This is a genomic window from Micromonospora profundi, from assembly GCF_011927785.1.
GTDB classification, from domain to species: Bacteria; Actinomycetota; Actinomycetes; order Mycobacteriales; family Micromonosporaceae; genus Micromonospora; species Micromonospora profundi.
In genome coordinates this window covers 821,912-842,442 of record NZ_JAATJK010000001.1, presented here as the reverse complement: position 1 = coordinate 842,442, position 20,531 = coordinate 821,912, and the positions used below count along the sequence as shown (strand labels likewise).

Sequence of the window (20,531 nt, the reverse complement as noted above, 5' to 3'; positions counted from 1 at the left end):
CGACGAGACGAGAGCAGGTAGCGCCGATGTCAACCGCCGACGCCGAAACCTCCACCCGTCGGCCCGACACCGGCCCGCCAGCCAGAATACGTACGTTCGTTCTCCTGTGGTGTTCCCAGTGGCTCGTGGTGTTCGCCGCGGCGCTTACCGTCCTGGTGTTCCGCCTCGACATCTTCGCGGAGTTCGACTCGCTCGCCGCGCTCATCTTCGCGTTCCTCATCCTGTTCGCACCGTTCGCGTTCCTCTCCCCGCTCGCCGGAGCGCTCGTGGACCGTTACGGGCACCGGCGGGTGCTGCTCGCCAGCAGCATCGGCTACCTCATCAACCTGGGCGCGCTCGTCGTCGTGCTGCTCCTGGACGTCCCCCTGCTGTGGCCGCTCATCGCCGTCCTGGCCATCGACGCCATCCTCAAGGCGCCGCAGTTGGCAGCACTGGAGTCGGCGGTGCCGCTGCTCGTCCCGAGGCAGCACCTCATCCGGGCCAACGCCCCGCGGATGCTGCTGACCGTCACGGGGGTGGTCCTGGGGCCGCTGGTCGTGGCCCTCGCCCTGACCGTCGTCGCACCGGTGGGCGTGATCCTGCTCGAGTGCGCGGCGGTGGTGGTCGCCATCCTCGTGGTGCTCACCCTCGACATCCCGGTCGTGCCGAAGGACGCCGACGCCGCGGCACGGCGGTCGATCGGCGCGGAGGTGCTCTCGACCTGGTCGCACCTGCGGTCCCGGCCGGGACTGCTGCCGGTGCTGGGTTTCCTGGCGGGCGTCAGCTGCGTCATCGCGATCCTCGAAGGCGCCGGGCCCGAGAACGTCTTCTCGTTCGCCGGCGAGGGCGGAACGGTGATCGTCTTCGCGTCGGGGTGGGTCGGCATGCTCATCACGAGCATCATCATGATCGTCACCGGCCGGCCCCGCCGCCTCGCCCGCGGCCTGCTGTCGGCGGGGCTCGTCTTCGCCGTGGCGCTCCTCGTGGCCGCCGCGCGACCCAACGTCGCGGTGATGGCGGTCGCCGCCTTCATCGCCCTGGGCAGCACTGCGGTCTTCATCGCCTGCGTGCAGACGGTGCTGCACTCCAAGGTGGCTTCCCAGCACCTCGGGCGGGCGATGGGCTTCAAGAACCTCATGGTCGCCGGGCCGCACATGATCGGCTCCACGATCGTGGTGACGGTCGGAGCGGGTCTCGTCACCGTCGTCGGCCGCGACGAGGTGCGGTCGCCGGGGGTCTCGGCGCTCGTCGGTGACGCGCCCGGCCGCAGCTGGGCCCTCGTCATGATGGGAGGGGCCGTCTTCGTCGCAGTCGTCGTCGCCCTCGTGTCCCGGAGCGTTCACCTGCGGCGCGTGGACGACCTTCCGGACGTCACACCCGGCGCCCAGCTGGATCCGGCGTCCGCGGGCCCATCGGCCTCCGTGGACCTGCCGGCCGCCGCCGGCCCACCGGCCTCCGTGGACCTGCCGGCCGCCGCCCCTACGCCGGCTCGGCGGTGACCGATGTCCTCCGTGATCCCACACGATTTTCGTGAGCAGGTCGCTCCCTCGCGGGCTGATCTGGAGCGGCGGCTCGCCGAGAAGCGGGCGGAGCGGGAATGGCTCGCCCAAGCCCGCCGGATCCTCCCGGTGCCGCGGGACGGCTCGCTGCCGTGCACGTACCAGCAGGAGGGCGCCTGGTTCATCCAGCAGCTGGACCCGCTGTCGTCGACGTACCACATCCCGTTCGTGCTCAAGCTGCACGGCGACCTCGACATACCGGCGCTGGAGCGGGCGTGGCACGCCCTCGTCGTTCGTCACGAGGCCCTGCGCACGCGGTTCGTGGACGAGGGCGGCGTGCCCCGGCAGGTCGTCGATCCGCCGCCGGGGATCCGGCCGCTCCCCGTTGTGGACCTGCCCGCCGACGGGATCGAGAAGTGGACGGCCGACGAGATCCATCGACCGATGGACCTGGCGACCGGGCCGCTGCTGCGTACGTCGCTGGCCCGCGTCAGCCCGCGGGAGCACGTGCTCGTGTTCGTCGTGAACCACATCGTGTGTGACGGATGGTCGATGCGCGTCCTGGCCGGCGAGCTGTCGATGCTCTACACCGCCGAGACGGGTGGTCCCGAGGCCCGGCTCCCCGACCTGCCGATCCAGCCGGCCGACCACGCGGTCTGGCAGCGCCGCTGGCTCGACGGTGACCGGCTCGACCGTCAGCGTGACTACTGGCGTAGCCGGCTGGCTGAGCTATCCACCGTGGACCTGCCAACCGATCGTCCCCGCCCTACCGAGCCCCGAGGCAGCGGCGCCTTCCAGTCGCGTAACCTGCCGAGCGAGCTGGCCGACGCGGCCCGCGCCTACGCACGCTCCAACGGCGTGTCGATCCTCGCGCTCATTCAGGCCACGGTGCTGACAGTGCTGCACCGGTACACGGGGCAGGTGGACCTGCCGGTCGGATCGGTCTTCTCCGGGCGCAACCGGGGCGATCTCGAACCCCTGGTCGGCTTCTTCGTCAACTCGATGGTGCTGCGCACCAGCCTTGAGGGCGATCCCGGCTTCGCCGATCTCGTCCGTCGCTGCCACGACACGGTGCTGGAGGCCACCAGCCACCAGGACATCCCGTTCAGCCTTGTGGTCGACGCTCTGCAGCCGGAGCGGGTCGCCGGTCGCAACCCGCTGTTCCAGGTGGCCGTCACGCTGCAACCCGCCGGAGCCGCCGTCGACGTGCCGACGCTTGGCGACATCACCACTGAGCTTTTGGACACCAGCGGCGACCACACCCGCTTCGACCTGAACGTCCTGGTGGTCGACGGTCCGGGCAGCGCGCTGGAGCTCTCCGTGATGTACGCCACGGAGCTGTTCGACAGCGACCGCATCGACCGGTTCATGTCCCACTTCACGGCCGCCCTCGCCCACGGCCTGAGGGAGCCGCACCAGCCGGTCAGCCGAATCGAGCACCTCTCCGACGGCGAACGGCACCAGCTGCTGCACGCCTGGAACGACACGTCGGTGGACTTCCCGGCCGAACCGTTGCACCGGCTCGTGGAGGCCGCCGCCGACGCCACCCCCGACGCGGTCGCTGTCGTCGACCACGACGGCACCCCGTACACCTATCGGCAGCTCGACTCGGCCGCCAACCAGCTCGCCCACCGTCTGCGCCGCGTCGGCGTCGGCCCGGACACCCGTGTCGGCGTCTGCCTGCGGCGTGGTGCCGACCTGGTCACGGCCCTGCTCGCCACGTGGAAGGCCGGCGGCGCCTACGTGCCCCTCGAGCCCGACCTGCCGCCGCAGCGCCTGGCCTTCATGCTTGAAGACGCCGCACCGGCGGTCGTGGTCACCGACGCCGCCCGTGCCTCGTCATTCCCGACGGTCATCGCGCTCGACACCGAGCGGCAGGCCCTTGCCGCCGAGCCGGCCACGGTGCCGGACGGCGGCGGCGAGCTGGACGATCCCGCCTACCTGCTCTACACCTCGGGCTCGACCGGGACTCCGAAGGCCGTGCAGGTCCCGCACCGGGGCGTGCACAACCGGATCGCCTGGATGCAGGACGCCTACCGGCTTCAGGCCGACGACCGGGTGCTCCAGAAGACGCCGTACGGCTTCGACGTGTCGGTGTGGGAGTTCTTCTGGCCCCTGGTCACCGGGGCCACCCTCGTCCTCGCCAAGCCCGGAGGCCACGGTGACCCCCGGTACCTGCACGAGTTGATCAACCGCGCGGGCGTCACCACACTGCACTTCGTACCCACGATGCTGAACAGTTTCCTCGACGCCGTCGGCTCCGACCCCCTGCCGAGCGTGCGGCGTGTCTTCAGCAGCGGTGAGGCCCTGGCCGCCGACACCGTGCGCAGGTTCATGTCCACCTGGCCGCACGTCGAGGTGCACAATCTCTACGGGCCGACCGAGGCGTCCATCGACGTCACCGCGTGGCGCTGCACGCCGGACGCGGAGACCGTCCCGATCGGACGGCCGATCGCGAACACCAGGACCTACGTCCTCGACGACCTGCTGCGGCCGGCACCGATCGGGATCGCCGGCCAGCTGTTCCTCGCCGGAGCCGGCCTGGCCCACGGGTACCACCACCAGCCGGCGCTCACCGCACAGCGGTTCCTTCCCGACCCGTACGGTCCGCCCGGGCGGCGCATGTACGCCACCGGAGACCTCGCCCGCTGGCGCGCCGACGGCGTGCTGGAGTACCTCGGCCGGCAGGACAGCCAGGTCAAGATCGGCGGCCAGCGGATCGAGCTGGGCGAGATCGAACACGTCCTCGCCCAGCACCCCGGCATCCGCCAGTGCGCCGTCGCCGTCCGCGAAGCGGGCCGTCTCGCCGCCTACGTCGTCGGCGACGCGGACCTGGGCAAGCTCCGGGCGTACGTCGCCGAACGGCTGCCCGCCTACATGACCCCGACGGCGTGGGTCGCGCTCGCCGAACTGCCGGTCACGCACAGCGGCAAGCTCGACACCGCCCGCCTGCCCGAACCCGAGCAGGTGACGGCGGAGACTGTCGGCGCCCGGACCGAGACCGAGCGCTGGCTCGCCGACACCTGGCGCGACCTCCTCGGTGTCGAGCAGGTCGGCGTCGATGACGACTTCTTCGCCCTCGGCGCGAACTCGCTGCACGCCACCCAGCTGACCGTCCGCATTCGCGACCATCTCAACATCGAACTCGCCCCGCGCCACCTGTTCACCAGCTCCAGCCTCGAGCAGCTCGCCGACCTGCTGGACAGGACCGAGCCCCTCCCAGCCGTCGATCGGATCGTGCCGGTTCCGCGCAACGGCCCGCTGGTCTGCACGTACCAGCAGGAGGCCCTGTGGCTCGTGCAGCAACTCGACCGCACGTCCGCCGCGTACCACATCGGCTTCGCGACCCGGTTGCGCGGCGCGATGCAGGTGCCGGCGTTGGAGCGGGCCCTGGGGGACCTGGTGGTGCGGCACGAGGCGCTCCGGACCCGGTTCGTGGCGGTCGACGGCCTTCCCAGGCAGGTCATCGACCCGCCGCCGGCGGCCCTGACGCTACCCGTCGTCGACCTGGCGCAGGAGCAGGTCGAGCACTGGGCCGCCGACCTCATCCGCCAACCGATGGACCTGGCGACCGGGCCCCTGCACCGCGTCGCACTGGCCCGCCTCGGTCCCGACGAGCACGTCCTCGTCGTGGTCGTCCACCACGTCATAGCCGACGGCCTGTCGGCCCGCATCCTGATCGAGGAACTTGCCGCGCTGTACGCCGCCGGAACCACCGGCGAGCAGGTGCGGCTTCCCGACCTGACAGTGCAGCCGGCCGACCACGCCGTCTGGCAGCGTGGCCAGCTCACCGGGGAAGAGCTGGAACGGCAGCTCGGCTACTGGCGGACGCGGCTCGCCGACCTGCCCACCGTCGACTTCCCGACCGACCGTCCGCGACCCGCCCGCCCCACCGGCGCGGGTGCCGGCGTCCGCCGGCGCATCCCCGACGACGTCGCGGCAGGTGCGCGGGCGTACGCACTGCACCACCACGTGTCGTTCCTGGCAGTCCTCCAGGCGGCCCTGCTTGTGGTCCTGAACCGGTACACCGGACAGAGCGACCTTCCCGTCGGCTCGGTGTTCTCCGGTCGCACCCGGACTGAGCTCGAACCGCTCGTCGGATACTTCGTCAACGCCGTCGTCCTGCGTACCGACCTCGACGGCGAGCCCACATTCGCCGAGCTGGTCCGCCGCTGCCACGACACCGTCCTGGACGCGACGGCCAACCAGGCCGTGCCCTTCAGCCTCGTTGTGGACACGCTCGAACCGGACCGTACCGCCGGGGGCAACCCGCTGTTTCAGATCGCCCTCTCGCTACTGCCCGCGCAGCGGGCCGACGAAGCCCCGCAGTTCGGTGGGTTCATCGCCGAACCGGTCGAGGCCACCACCGGGCACACGCGGTTCGACGTGGCCATCAATGTGGACGACGCCGACGACGGAGGGCTGGATCTGGAGGTGGAGTACTCCACCGAGCTGTTCCATGCCGACCGCATCGAACGACTCGTCGATCACTACACCACCGCCCTCGCGCACGGGCTCACCGAGCCCGACCTGCCCGCCACGGACGTCGAGATCATGTCCCACGCCGAGCAGCGAGAGGTCCTGCACAACTGGAACCCGGCGCGAGGCGGGCCGGTCACCGGCGTCGCGGACGCCGCCGGCGGGGAAGGCGCGTGAGGATGGACCCCACCGCTGCGGGCTCGGCATTCACGGCAGGACTGCTGCACGAGGTGGTCACCGGGCACGATCCGGACCGCGTCGCGATGCGGTACCGGGGACCGACCGCCGGTGAGCTGACGTACGGCGACCTGGATCGGCGATCCAACCAGCTCGCCCACGCGCTGAACGAGGCAGGAGTCGGCCCCGGCAACGTGGTCGGACTCCTGCTCAACCGCGGACCGCACCTGGCGACAGCCCAACTGGGGGTGATGAAGGCCGGCGCGGCCTGGACGATGCTGGACCCGCAGCTACCGCCGGCCCGGCTCGCCTTCCAGCTCGACGACGCCGAGGCATCCCTCCTGCTCACCGCCACCGCGCTGGCCCGGACGGCCGAGGAGATCAGCGGGCGGACACCGTACTGGTCCCTCGACGACCCACACGAGCACGCCCGGCTCACGATGTGCCCCGATTCCGCGCCGGACGCCGACGTACGCCCCGACGACCCTGCCTACCTGCTCTACACCTCCGGGTCCACCGGTACGCCCAAGGGCGTCCTGGTGCCCCACCGGTCGGCCCACGCGTTCTGTCGCAACGCCGTGGAAGTCCTGGCGGTCACCTCTGCCGAACGGGTCGCGCAGACAGCCAATCCGAGCTTCGACGCCAGCATCTTCGACTGCTTCGCGACGTTGCTCGCCGGCGGGACGATGGTCAGCGCTCCGCACGAGACCATCGCCGACCCGGCCGCGTTCACCGCCTTCCTCCGCGACGAGCGCGTCACGCTGACCTTCATCCCGCCGGCGATCCTCGGCCTGCTCGATCCCGACGCGGTGGCCGGGGGCGCCCTGCGGCTCGTGTTCACCGGCGGCGACGTCCTCGGCACCGAGCAGGCCAACCGCTGGGCGCGGCCGGACCTGGACCTGCGCAACGTGTACGGCCCGACCGAGACCACTGTCTTCTGCACCCAGTACGAGCTGCCCCGCACGCCCCTGGACACCCCGCCGCCCATCGGCACCGCGCTGCCCCACCAGCGGACCTACGTCCTCGACGCGCGACTGCGACCGGTCCCCGTCGGCGTACCCGGCCAACTGTTCATCGCCGGCCCGGGGATCGCGCACGGCTACCACAACCGGGCGGCGCTCACCGCGCAGCGGTTCCTTCCCGATCCGTACGACGACCAGCCGGGCCAGCGGATGTACGCCACAGGTGACCGGGTCCGTTGGCGTAGGGACGGCGTAATCGAGTACCTCGGCCGTCTCGACCGGCAGGTCAAGATCCGCGGCCTGCGGATCGAGCTCGGCGAGATCGAACACGCCCTCACCCAGCACCCCGGTGTCCGCCAGTGCGCGGTCGTCCTTCGGGACAACAGCTACCTCGCCGCCTACCTCGTCGGCGACGTGACAGTGGGCGAGGTCCGGATGCACCTCGCCCAGCGGCTGCCTGGCAACATGGTCCCCTCGGCGTACGTGACGCTGCCCGAACTGCCGCTGACGCCGAACGGCAAGCTGGACACGGCCCGGCTGCCCGATCCCGGACCGCGGACCGCGGAGTACCGCCAGCCCCGTACCGACACCGAGCAATGGCTCGCCGACACCTGGCGGGATCTCCTCGGTGTCGAACGGGTCGGTGCCGACGACACCCTCTTCGACCTGGGTGCCAACTCCCTGCACACCACGCAGCTCACTGCCCGGGTCCGGGACCGCTTCACCATCGAACTCGACCCGCGGGACCTGTTCCAGGACCCGACCCTGGAACAGCTCGCCGCACGCATCGACGAGACCACGGCCGCCGGCACGCCGGACGACGACCTTGTCGAGATCGCCGAGCTGGAGCGGATGCTTGCTGAGAAGCGGGCCGAAAAGGCGCGCCGGACCGCTTCCCAGCAAGCGATGTAGGCCCGGTCAGGCGCCGGCGGCGGGTCCGACAGGTGCGGGTGCCCGCACCACCAGGCGGTCGCCGAGTGCCAACGCGTCCATGTCGGAGCGGCGGTACGTGGCGACGGCGTCGTCCGGGGTTCGCACGATCGGTTGACCGCGCAGGTTGAACGAGGTGTTCAGGACCACGCTCATGCCCGTCCGCGCGCCGATCGCCTCCAGGAGCGAGGCGAACAGTGGCGACTGCTCACGGTCGACGACCTGCACCCGCGCCGAGCCGTCGACATGCGTGACAGCCGGCAGCTCGGTGCGGTACTTGCTGCGTACCGGGGCGGTGAGCAGCATGTGCCGGTACGCCGACAGCCAGCGGTCGGGGATGTCGAAGTAGGTGGTCGCCTCCTCCGCGAGAACCGCCGGCGCGAACGGCCGGAAGTCCTCCCGCTGCTTGATGATGCCGTTCAGGTGCTCCCGCATCGTGGGTGAGCGGGGATCGGCGAGGATGCTGCGGTTGCCGAGGGCACGCGGCCCGAACTCCATCCTCCCGTGGCACCAGGCCACGACCTCGCCCGCGACGATACGGTCGGCGACGGCCTCGATCAGCTCGTCCTGAGCCAGCTGGCTCACCTGGAAGTCGTCGGGGAGCGTGCCGATCGCGCTGGCCACCGCCTCCGGATCGCAGTCCTCTCCCCAGTACGGCATCGTCATGCGCTTCGGCGGCGCGGGACGGCGGCGGCGTGCCGCGACGAGCGCCGCGCCGAGGGCGCTACCGTCGTCGCCGGCAGCCGGCTGGACGAACAGGTCCTCGACGAGGCCGCTACGGGCGATGGCTCCGTTAGCCGTGCAGTTCAACGCCACTCCGCCAGCCAGGCACAGCCGGCGCGAGCGGGTCCGGTCGAGGTGAGCGCTCAGCACGTGCATGAGCGCATCCTCCACGCGCCGCTGCAGTGCGGCGGCGATGTCCAGATGCCGTTCCTCGATCGGCTCGCGGGGGTTGCGGGCCGGGCCGACGAGGTCGGCGACGACCTCCAGCATCGCACCGTGGGTTTCCCGGTCGGTGTGCGACTGGTCGGCGTAGATGACCGGAACCTGCACGGCCCCCTTCGGGCCCAGGCGGACCAGGCTGCGGAAGGCGGCGGCGTACCTGGCCGGGTCGCCGTACGGGGCCAGCCCCATCACCTTGTACTCGTCCATGTTGAACAGGAACCCCAGGTGGTGGGTAAGCGCGCCGTAGAGGATGCCGAGCGAGCTGCCGACCGGGTAGGACGCCTGCGGGGTCAGTTCGGTGCCCTCCCCGTGGAAGACGGTGATGGCCTCCTGCTCGCCCATCCCGTCGGCCACCAGCACGAGCGCCTCGTCGAAGCCGCTGAGGTAGTAGGCGCTCGCCGCGTGCGCCTGGTGGTGGCGCACGTGCTCCAGCGGGGTGCCGGCCAGTTGCGGGAACGCGGCGGTCAGCATGGCGCGCTGCACCTCGCGCGCGTAGACGTTCTGGTACCAGCCAGCGAGGTTCTCGTTCGCGGACCAGTCCTGGGACGGGTCGTAGTCGAAGCCGTGCGCGACCACGTCGATGTCCGCGAGGTCCGCGCCGGCTTCGCGCAGGCAGGCTTTGATCGCGTCGGCGGGGAACGCGCCGGTGCCCTTGTCGCCGTCGTGGCGTTCCTGGGCGGAGGCGACGATCCCTCCCTGGTCGTCCAGCAGTACGGCGGCGGAGTCCAGGCCCTGGCGCATCCGTTCCGTCCGCGGATCGGCACCCGGAAGGATCTTGCGCTTGTATGCGGCGCTCGCGCCGAGCCCGCTGTATCCGAGCACGATCAACTCGGACTCCTTCGCCGGTCATGGCGACCCATCGTCGCGTTCAGTCCGATGGTCGCCGACCCGACGGCACTATCACCGTCACCGAATCCTGGCACTGCACATCTTCGGGCCGACCACGCCCCCGGTTCCGGCGACACGACACCCGTGAGAGGTCGTCCCTAGATTGCGGAGGTGGGTAGAAGCATGGGTGTCGGCGGTTTTGGGGATGTCTTCGAGCCCTCGCCGCCGCAGCGTGGCACGACGGTTCACAACGGGCACGGCGGCGCCGGCCATCTGAAACTCGCCGGTTTACCCGAGCCCGCCGATCCCGCCGACACGACGGCTGAACACGACCGCGGCGACCGTACCGGTGCGGGTGACCTCGACGACGAGATCGCGGAGCTGGAGCGGCGACTCAGCCGTAAGCGGGCCGCGCTGGCCGCGAAGCGAGTCGTGCCGGTGCCGCGTGGGCAAGCGTTGGTGTGTACGCGTCAGCAGGAAGGGCTGTGGTTCGAGCATCAACTCGACCCGGCGTCGACGGTCTACCACCTCCCCGTCGCACTACGGCTGCACGGCGTGCTGGATGAACCCGCCCTGCGGCGATCGCTACACGCGCTGGTAGTGCGACACGAAGCACTGCGCACCCGCTTCGTCGAACACGACGGACTCCCCCACCAGATCATCGACCCCCCACCGGCAGACCTTCCCCTGCCCACGGTCAGCATCCCGGCCGACACCATCGACACCTGGGTCGGCAAACAAATCAACCACCGTCTGGACCTGGCGACCGGACCCGTGTTCCGCACCGCCCTGGCCCGCATAGCACCAGACGACCACGTACTCGTGCTCGTAGCCCACCACATCGTCGCCGACGGCTGGTCCGTGGGAATCCTCACCACCGAACTCACCCGCCTCTACGCCGTCGAGACCGGCACCGCCACCGCGGACCCCTTGCCTGACCTGCCCGTACAACCCGCCGACCACGCGGCCTGGCAACGCGCCCGCCTCAACGACGACGAATTCACCCGCCAACTCGACCGCTGGCGCACCACCCTCGCCGACCTACCGACGCTGGATCTGCCCACCGACCGGCCGCGCCCGGCTCACCCCACCGGCGCCGGAGCCTGGATAGGCCGACCACTGCCCGACGACGTGACGGCCGCCGCGCGCCGCTACGCCCGCGACAACCGAGTCTCCTTCCTCGCCATCCACCAAGCCGCACTCCTCACCGTCCTGCACCGCTACACCGGACAAACCGACCTACCCATCGGCTCGGTCTTCTCCGGCCGCACCCAGACCGTCATCGAATCCCTCGTCGGCTACTTCGCCAACACCGTCGTCCTGCGCACCCGTCTCGACAGCGACCCCACCTTCACCGAACTCATCCACCGCTGCCACGACACCGTCCTGGAAGCCACCGCACTCCAAGACATCCCCTTCAGCCTCATCGTCGACAGCCTCCAACCCGAGCGCGTCACCGGCCGCAACCCGCTGTTCCAGATCAGCCTCACCCTGCAACCAGCCCTCGCTCGGGGCGCGTCGGGTCTCGGCACGCTCACCGCCGAACCTGTCGACGCCACCACCGGAAACGCCCGCTTCGACATCGCGGTCAGCATCGAAGAAACACCCGACGGCCAGCTCAGCATCGCCGCCGAATACTCCACCGAACTCTTCGACGCCGACCGTGTCGACAGGCTCCTCGACCACTACATAACCGCACTCGCCAACGGACTCGCACAACCCGAGCAGCCTGTCCGCGAGGTCGAGATCATGCCGGCCGCGGAACGCCACCAGGTGCTACACGACTGGAACGACACCACCACCGGATACCACCACGAACCCCTGCACCACCTCGTCGAACGCATCGCCGAACACACCCCGAACGCCATCGCCGTGATCGACCACGACGGCACCCACCACACCTACCGCGACCTCGACACCACCGCCAACCACCTCGCCCACCGCCTCCACCACCACGGCATCACCCCCGGCGACCACGTCGGCGTCTGCCTCCCCCGCAGCATCCACCTCGTCACCACACTGCTCGCCATCTGGAAAACCGCAGCCGCCTACGTCCCCCTCGACCCCGAACTACCCCCCGAACGCCTCACCGCCATGCTCCACGACGCCACCCCACCCCTGATCATCACCACAAGCACCCACACCCAGGCGTTCCCCACCACCCTCGACGTCACCGACACCACCAACGACGACACCGGCTGCACCCCCGACGACTGCACCCTCCACACCCACACCACCGCCGACGACACCGCATACCTGATCTACACCTCCGGCTCCACCGGCGCACCCAAAGGCGTCGCAGTCCCCCACCGCGGACTCCACAACCGCATCACCTGGATGCAAGACACCTACCACCTCCAGGCCCACGACCGGGTGCTCCAGAAAACGCCCTACGGCTTCGACGTCTCCGTCTGGGAATTCTTCTGGCCCCTCACCACCGGCGCCACCCTCGTACTCGCCGCCCCCGGCGGCCACCGCGACCCCGACTACCTACACCAACTCATCGTCGACGAGGGCGTCACCACACTGCACTTCGTCCCCACCATGCTCCAAACCTTCCTCGACGCCACCGCCGACCGCGGCCCCCTCGGCCAGGTCCGCCACGTCTTCTGCAGCGGCGAAGCACTACCACCAGACACCGCACACCGCTTCCTCACCACCTGGCCCCACATCGAACTCCACAACCTCTACGGACCCACCGAAGCATCCATCGAGGTCACCGCCTGGCAATGCGAACCGGACTCCACCACGGTGCCCATCGGAGCGCCCATCGCCAACATCCGCGCCTACGTGTTGGATCGCCGGCTGCGGCCGACGCCGATCGGCGTCGCCGGGGAACTCCACATCGCTGGCACCGGTGTCGCCTACGGCTACCACAACCGGCCGGGACTGACCGCCCGTAGCTTCCTGGCCGACCCGTACGGCCCACCCGGGCACCGCATGTACGCCACCGGTGACCTCGCCCGTTGGCGCTCCGACGGGGCCATCGAGTACCTCGGCCGGACCGATCGGCAGGTCAAGCTGCGCGGCCAACGCGTCGAACTCAGCGAGATCGAACACACCATCGCCCAACACCCCGACGTACGCCAATGCACCGTCCAGCTACACAACGACACCCAACTCGTCGCCTACCTCACCGGACAACCCGACCTCAACCACCTCCGCCGCCACCTCGCCGACCGCCTCCCCACCTACATGGTCCCCACCACCCTCATCACACTTCCCGAACTACCACTGACCCCCAACGGCAAACTCGACACCACCCGCCTACCCGAACCCACACCAACGGTTACCGAACACATCGCACCCACCACCCACACCGAACAATGGCTCGCCGACACCTGGCAAAACCTGCTCAACATCGACCAGATCAGCACCACCGACAACTTCTTCGACCTCGGCGGCAACTCCCTCCTAGGCACCCAACTCGCCGCCCGCATCCGCGACCAACTCCACACCGAACTCCCCCCACGCGAACTATTCGCCAACCCCGTCCTACACCAACTCGCCAACCACCTCGACCACACCGCACCCACCACCACCAGCACACCAATCAAACCCATACCCCGCGGAGAACCCCTGGCCTGCACCCGCCAACAAGAAGGACTCTGGTTCGAACAACAACTCGACCCCAACTCGACCGTCTACCACATCCCCGTCGCACTACGACTACACGGCACCCTGAACACCACCGCCCTACACCGCGCCCTCCACACCCTCACCACCCGACACGAAGCCCTCCGCACCCGCTTCGTCGAACACAACGGCCTACCCCGCCAAATCATCGACCCCCCACCGGCCGAGCCGCCCGCGACCTCCGACAAACCCCCCACCGTCGTCGAGGTCCCCGCCGATGCCATCAACACCTGGGTCACCGAACAGGTCAGCCGGCCGTTCGACCTGGCAACCGGACCCGTGTTCCGCGCCGCCCTGGCTCGCATAGCACCCGACGACCACGTCCTCGTCCTCGTCGCGCACCACATCGTCGCCGACGGCTGGTCGGTGGGAATCCTCACCACCGAACTCACCAGCCTCTACGCCGCGGAAACCGGCTCCACCACCGACGCCCCGCTACCCAAGCTGACCGTGCAACCCGCCGACCACGCAGCCTGGCAGCGCGCCCGCCTCGACGACGACGAATTCACCCGACAACTCGACCACTGGCACACCACGCTGGCCGACCTGCCCACCATCGAGTTCCCCACCGACCGACCCCGCCCCGCTCACCCCACCGGCGCCGGAGCCTGGACCAGCCGACCCCTACCCCACGACCTCACCACAGCCGCGCACCGCTACGCCCGCACCAACCACGTATCCCTGCTCGCCATCCACCACGCCGCACTACTCACCGTGCTACACCGCTACACAGGACAAACCGACCTACCCATCGGCTCCATCCTCTCCGGCCGCACCCACACCGACATCGAACCCCTCGTCGGCTACTTCGCCAACACCGTCGTCCTCCGCACCAACCTCGACAACAACCCCACCTTCACCCAACTCATCCACCGCTGCCACGACACCATCCTCAACGCCACCACCCACCAAGACATCCCCTTCAGCCTCATCGTCGACACCCTCCAACCCGACCGCATCCCCGGCCGCAACCCCCTCTTCCAAATCAGCCTCACCCTCCAACCCGCCACCACCACAAACACCATCACCCTCGGCACCCTCACCGCCGACCCCGTCAACGCCACCACCGGCAACGCCCGCTTCGACCTCGCCATCGACATCGAAGAAACACCCGACGGCCACCACACCATCGCCACCGAATACTCCACCGAACTCTTCGACACCGACCGCATCAACCGACTCCTCGACCACTACACCACCGCACTCACCAACGGACTCACCCAACCCGAACAACCCGTCGAAGAGATCGACATCCTCACCGACGCCGAGCGGGACCACATCCTGTACTCCTTGAACCCGATGCTCAGCCAGGACGCGGACGGTCAGTCCCCGTGGGGTACCGCATGAAGGGTCTGTTGCACGGCGTACTGGCGGGTCATGACCCGGAACGGGTGGCGATCCGATTCCAGGGCGCCGAACTCAGCTACGGCGAGCTGGACCGGCGATCATCCCGGCTGGCCCAGAGGCTGCGCAGGCACGGCATCGGCCCGGGGCACATCGTCGGGCTGCTGCTCGACCGGGGCCTGCACCTGCCGGTGGCCGAACTGGCGGTGATGAAGGCCGGCGCCGCGTGGTCCATGCTGGACCCGCAGCTGCCACCGGCGAGGCTTGCGTACCAGACGAGGGACGCCGACGCCTGGCTGGTATTGACGACCACCGACCTGACTCCGCTCGCGCCGGAGGACGCGCCGCTCTGGCAACTGGACCAACCGGAGCCGCCCGCGGTCACCAGCGAACCGGACCCACCCGATGTCGACGTCCGCCCGGAGGATCCGGCGTACCTGCTCTACACCTCCGGCTCCACCGGCACACCCAAGGGCATCCTGGTCCCGCACCGCAACGCGTACGCGTACTGCCGCAACGCTGTCGCGCAGTTCGCCAGCACACCGGACGACCGGGTCGCCCAGGTGGCCAACCCGGCCTTCGACGCCAGCATCTTCGACTACTACGCGACCTGGCTCGCCGGGGCTACATTGGTCAGCGCACCGAGGGAGGTCATCGTCGACCCCGAGGCGCTCACCGGTCTGCTTGAGGACGAGCGCATCACGCTTGCCTACCTGCCGCCCGCGTTGTTGGGGCTGCTCGACCCGGCGCGTCTGGTCGGCTCCGCGCTGCGCGGAGCGTTCAGCGCCGGGGAGGCGCTACCTGTCGCGCAGGCCAACCGGTGGGTGTGGGCCGGCTTCCGGCTGCACAACTCGTACGGGCCCACCGAGACGACGGTCGTGGTCACCGACTACGTCTGCTCCGAGACGCCGGTGCGCGGTTCGACTCCGATCGGTGTTCCGATGCCGGGCCACCGCGCCTACGTGTTGGACCGTCGGCTGCGTCCGACGCCGATCGGCGTCGCCGGAGAACTCCACATCGCCGGCACCGGTGTCGCCTACGGCTATCACAACCGGCCGGGGATGACCGCGCGTAGCTTCCTGGCCGACCCGTACGGCCCACCCGGGCACCGCATGTACGCCACCGGTGACCTCGCCCGCTGGCGAACCGACGGCACCCTCGAATACCTCGGACGCCGCGACCGACAAGTCCAGCTCCGCGGCCAACGCGTCGAACTCGGCGAGATCGAACACACCATCGCCCAACACCCCGACGTACGCCAATGCACCGTCCAGGTCCACAACGACACCCAACTCGTCGCCTACCTCACCGGACAACCCGACCTCAACCACCTCCGCCGCCACCTCGCCGACCGCCTCCCCACCTACATGGTCCCCACCACCCTCATCACACTTCCCGAACTACCACTGACCCCCAACGGCAAACTCGACACCACCCGCCTACCCGAACCCACACCAACAGCCACCGAACACATCGCACCCACCACCCACACCGAACAATGGCTCGCCGACACCTGGCAAAACCTGCTCAACATCGACCAGATCAGCACCACCGACAACTTCTTCGACCTCGGCGGCAACTCCCTCCTAGGCACCCAACTCGCCGCCCGCATCCGCGACCAACTCCACACCGAACTCCCCCCACGCGAACTATTCGCCAACCCCGTCCTACACCAACTCGCCAACCACCTCGACCACACCGCACCCACCACCACCAGCACACCAATCAAACCCATACCCCGCGGAGAACCCCTGGCCTGCACCCGCCAACAAGAAGGACTCTGGTTCGAACAACAACTCGACCCCAACTCGACCGTCTACCACATCCCCGTCGCACTACGACTACACGGCACCCTGAACACCACCGCCCTACACCGCGCCCTCCACACCCTCACCACCCGACACGAAGCCCTCCGCACCCGCTTCGTCGAACACAACGGCCTACCCCGCCAAATCATCGACCCCCCACCGGCCGACCGACCGATGACAGTCGTCGACATCCCGGCCGACAGCGTCGACACGTGGGTCACCGAACAGGTCAACCGCCGACTGGGCCTGGCGACCGGGCCCGTGTTCCGCACCGCGCTGGCCCGCATAGCGCCGGACGACCACGTTCTCGTGCTCGTGGTGCACCACATCGTCGCCGACGGCTGGTCGGTGGGAATCCTCACCACCGAACTCACCAGCCTCTACGCCGCGGAAACCGGCCTCACCGCCGAGAACCCGCTACCCGAGCTGCCCGAGCCGAACATCCAGCCCGCCGACCACGCGGCCTGGCAGCGCGCCCGCCTCGACGACGACGAATTCACCCGACAACTCGACCACTGGCGCACCACACTGGCCGACCTGCCCACCATCGAGTTCCCCACCGACCGACCCCGACCGGCCCACCCCACCGGTGCCGGGGCCCGCGTCGACCGGCTTCTGCCCCACGACCTCACGTCGGCAGCGCACCGCTACGCCCGCACCAACCACGTATCCTTCCTCGCCATCCACCACGCCGCACTACTCACCGTGCTACACCGCTACACAGGACAAACCGACCTACCCATCGGCTCCATCCTCTCCGGCCGCACCCACACCGACATCGAACCCCTCGTCGGCTACTTCGCCAACACCGTCGTCCTCCGCACCAACCTCGACAACAACCCCACCTTCACCCAACTCATCCACCGCTGCCACGACACCATCCTCAACGCCACCACCCACCAAGACATCCCCTTCAGCCTCATCGTCGACACCCTCCAACCCGACCGCATCCCCGGCCGCAACCCCCTCTTCCAGATCTGTCTGACCCTGCAGCCGGCGGACATGGCCAGGGGTGAGAGCGGGGAGGACCTCAGGCTCGGCGCGGTCGGCGTGGAGCCGATCGACATCGCTGGCGATTACGCCCGGTTCGATATCAGCTTCGACGTGACCGAGCAGGCCGACGGTGGGCTGTCCATCTCGGTGGAGTACTCGACCGAGTTGTTCGACGCCGACCGGATCGACAGGCTCATCGACCACTTCACCGCGGCGCTGGCCGACGGGATCGCCGACCCCGACACCGTCGGCGCCCACGACGTCGAGCTGATGTCCCGCGAGGAACGCCGCCAGGTTCTGCAGGAGTGGAGTTCCCCGCGCCGCCCGGTCACCGCCCGGCGCGCGCCCTGTCTGCTGCACCACGTGCTGGCCGGAGCCGACCCGGACGCGGTGGCGATCCGGTTCCGTGGCCCGGCGGCGGGCCAGCTCACCTACCGGGAGCTCGACCAGCGGTCCAACCGGTTGGCCCACGCCCTTGCCGGGGCCGGGGTCCGGCCAGGCGAGGTGGTGGCGCTGCTGCTCCATCGCGGGCTCGACCTCCTGGTGGCCCAACTGGCGGTGCTGAAGGCGGGTGCCGCGTGGATGCCGCTGGACCCCCAGCATCCGGCCGCGCGGCTGGAGTTCCAGGTCGACGACACGAAGGCCGCGCTCGTCCTGACCCGTAGCGACCTGGCCGAGCTGGCACCGGCCCGCCCACCGCACTGGTGCCTGGACGATCCGCAGCGTGTCGCCGCCATCGCGGCCCGGCCGGACACGCCCCCGGCCATCGAGGTACGACCCGACGACGTCGCCTACCTCATCTACACCTCAGGTTCCACGGGGACACCCAAGGGCGTCCTCGTCTCGCACCGGTCGGCCTACGGGTACTGCGAGAACGCGGTTGCCCTCTTCGCGGTCACGCCTGCCGATCGCGTCCCGCTGGTGGCCAACCCGGCTTTCGACATGAGCGTGTTCGAGAGCTTCGCCACCCTGCTCGGCGGCGGCACCGTCGTCGGCGCGCCGCTGGACGTGATCTCCGACCCGGACGCGTTCACCACCTTCCTGTGCGAGGAGCAGGTCACCGTCGCCTATCTCCCGCCTGCGTTCCTGTCCCACCTCGATCCGCGGCGGCTGGCCGGCAGCGCACTGCGGGCGCTGGACATCGGCAGTGAGGCGCTCAGTGCCGAGCTGGTCAACCGCTGGGCCCGGCCCGGTCTCGAACTCCACAACTCCTACGGCCCGACCGAGACGACTGTGGTGTGCACGGACCACCTCTTCGACGCACCGCTGGAGGGCCGGCCCCCGATCGGCTCAGCCCTTGCCGACCACCGGACGTACGTGCTGGACAGCCGCCTGCGCCCAGCTCCGATCGGCGTACCCGGTCAGCTGTTCATCGCTGGGTTGGGCGTCGCCCACGGTTACCTCGACAGGCCCTCGTTGACCGCCGAGCGGTTCCTGGCCGACCCGTACGGCGACCGACCCGGACAGCGCATGTACGCCAGCGGCGACCTCGTCCGCTGGCGCTCCGACGGGCTCCTGGAGTACCTCGGCCGTATCGACCGGCAGGTCAAACTGCGCGGCCAGCGCATCGAGCTCGGCGAGGTCGAGCACGCTCTGGCGGGGCACCCCGCGGTGCGGCAGTGCGCGGTCGTGCTGCACGACAACGACCGTCTCGTCGGTTATCTGGTCGGGCAGGGCGCCAGCGTCACCGCCACGGACCTCGACCACGTACGCGGGTACCTGGTCGACCGCCTCCCCACCTACATGGTCCCCACCACCCTCATCACACTTCCCGAACTACCACTGACCCCCAACGGCAAACTCGACACCACCCGCCTACCCGAACCCACACCAACAACCACCGAACACATCGCACCCACCACCCCCACCGAACAGTGGCTCGCCACCACCTGGCAAAACCTCCTCAACATCGACCAGATCAGCACCACCGACAACTTCTTCGACCTCGGCGGCAACTCCCTGCACGTCACGCAGTTGGTCGCCCGCATCCGCGACCGGGCTGGCGTGACCCTTCACCCCCACGCGTTGTTCGCCGACCCCACGCTTGAACGCCTGGCCGCCGTTGTCGACCGGGCCGGGGACGCGGACACTGCCGGGTACGCCGGCAACGGCCTCGTCACGCTGCACCAGGCGACCGGGCGGCCACCGTTGTTCCTGGTGCACCCGTCCGGCGGGTCGGTGACCAGCTACGCCCAACTGGCGGGCACGCTCGGCGACGACCAGCCGGTACACGCCATCGAGGATCCCGCGCTGCGCCACGCCGAGGCGGTCGGCGACCTGGCCGCACGGGCCGCGACGTACGTGGACCTGATCCGGCAGGTGCAGCCAGACGGGCCGTACCACGTGGGCGGCTGGTCGCTCGGCGGGGTCATCGCTCTGGAGATGGCGCGACAGTTCGCCGACGCGGGCGACCCGGTCGGCGCCGTCGTCCTGCTGGACCCGGGTCTGTCGAACGACCCGCAACCACCGGACGACCTGTCCACGCTGTCGTCGTTCGTGTACGACCTGGCTGGCCTTGCCGACGTGACGCTTTCCGACGTCGACCCGCGAACGCTCGAAGGGCTGGACCGGGATGCGTTGGAAGAGGCAGCCCTCGACGTGTTGGACAAGGCCGGTCTCGTACCCGACGGGCTGCGCGACGAGGTGCGGTTGCGGATGCGGGCCTTCACCACCAACGTCGCAGCGCTGCACACCCACCGGCCGCGCCGGTACGACGGGCCGGTGACGCTGATCCGGACCGCCGACGGGGCGGACGGGTCGGACGACGACGTGACCTGGCAGGCGCTCTGCCCCCGGCTTGATCGCCGGACCGTGCCCGGCGACCACTACACGATGCTGCGGCCACCGCACCTGGCCGCGCTCGCCACAGCGGTACGCGACGCCCTCGGCGCGCCGGTCCCGACTCCCGGTGGACCGACGCCGGCCCTGCCCGACTCATAGTTCGTTGGATC

6 protein-coding genes are annotated in these 20,531 nt (G+C 69.7%); 5 read left to right on the top strand and 1 reads right to left on the bottom strand.

The window, feature by feature from the left end; translation table 11 throughout:
* Window positions 1-26 precede the first annotated feature (26 nt).
* The 3 genes from F4558_RS03850 to F4558_RS03840 are packed head-to-tail and all read left to right on the top strand — an operon-like array spanning window position 27 to window position 8,008.
* Window positions 27-1,478, top strand: a complete 1,452-nt coding sequence (locus F4558_RS03850; RefSeq protein ID WP_167943230.1) for an MFS transporter — start codon at window positions 27-29, stop codon at window positions 1,476-1,478.
* A gap of 3 nt (window positions 1,479-1,481) precedes the next feature.
* Entirely contained in the window at window positions 1,482-6,134 is a 4,653-nt protein-coding gene (locus F4558_RS03845) for a non-ribosomal peptide synthetase (protein WP_167943229.1), read from the top strand.
* A 2-nt stretch (window positions 6,135-6,136) separates the two neighbouring features.
* Window positions 6,137-8,008, top strand: a complete 1,872-nt coding sequence (locus F4558_RS03840; RefSeq protein WP_167943228.1) for a non-ribosomal peptide synthetase — start codon at window positions 6,137-6,139, stop codon at window positions 8,006-8,008.
* Between the two features lie 6 nt (window positions 8,009-8,014).
* Here the strand turns inward: F4558_RS03840 and F4558_RS03835 are convergent, their stop codons facing one another.
* Window positions 8,015-9,793 (bottom strand): carbamoyltransferase family protein, encoded by a 1,779-nt coding sequence (locus tag F4558_RS03835; RefSeq protein WP_231640150.1) that lies wholly within the window; start codon window positions 9,791-9,793, stop codon window positions 8,015-8,017.
* A 177-nt stretch (window positions 9,794-9,970) separates the two neighbouring features.
* On the opposite strand from F4558_RS03835, the gene F4558_RS03830 reads away from it, so the two are divergent.
* Window positions 9,971-14,782 (top strand): non-ribosomal peptide synthetase, encoded by a 4,812-nt coding sequence (locus F4558_RS03830; RefSeq protein WP_167943227.1) that lies wholly within the window; start codon window positions 9,971-9,973, stop codon window positions 14,780-14,782.
* Window positions 14,779-20,520: a non-ribosomal peptide synthetase gene (locus tag F4558_RS03825; protein ID WP_167943226.1), complete on the top strand. Its 5,742-nt coding sequence runs from the start codon at window positions 14,779-14,781 to the stop codon at window positions 20,518-20,520. The genes F4558_RS03830 and F4558_RS03825 overlap by 4 nt, the downstream gene beginning before the upstream one ends.
* The last annotated feature ends 11 nt before the right edge of the window (window positions 20,521-20,531 follow it).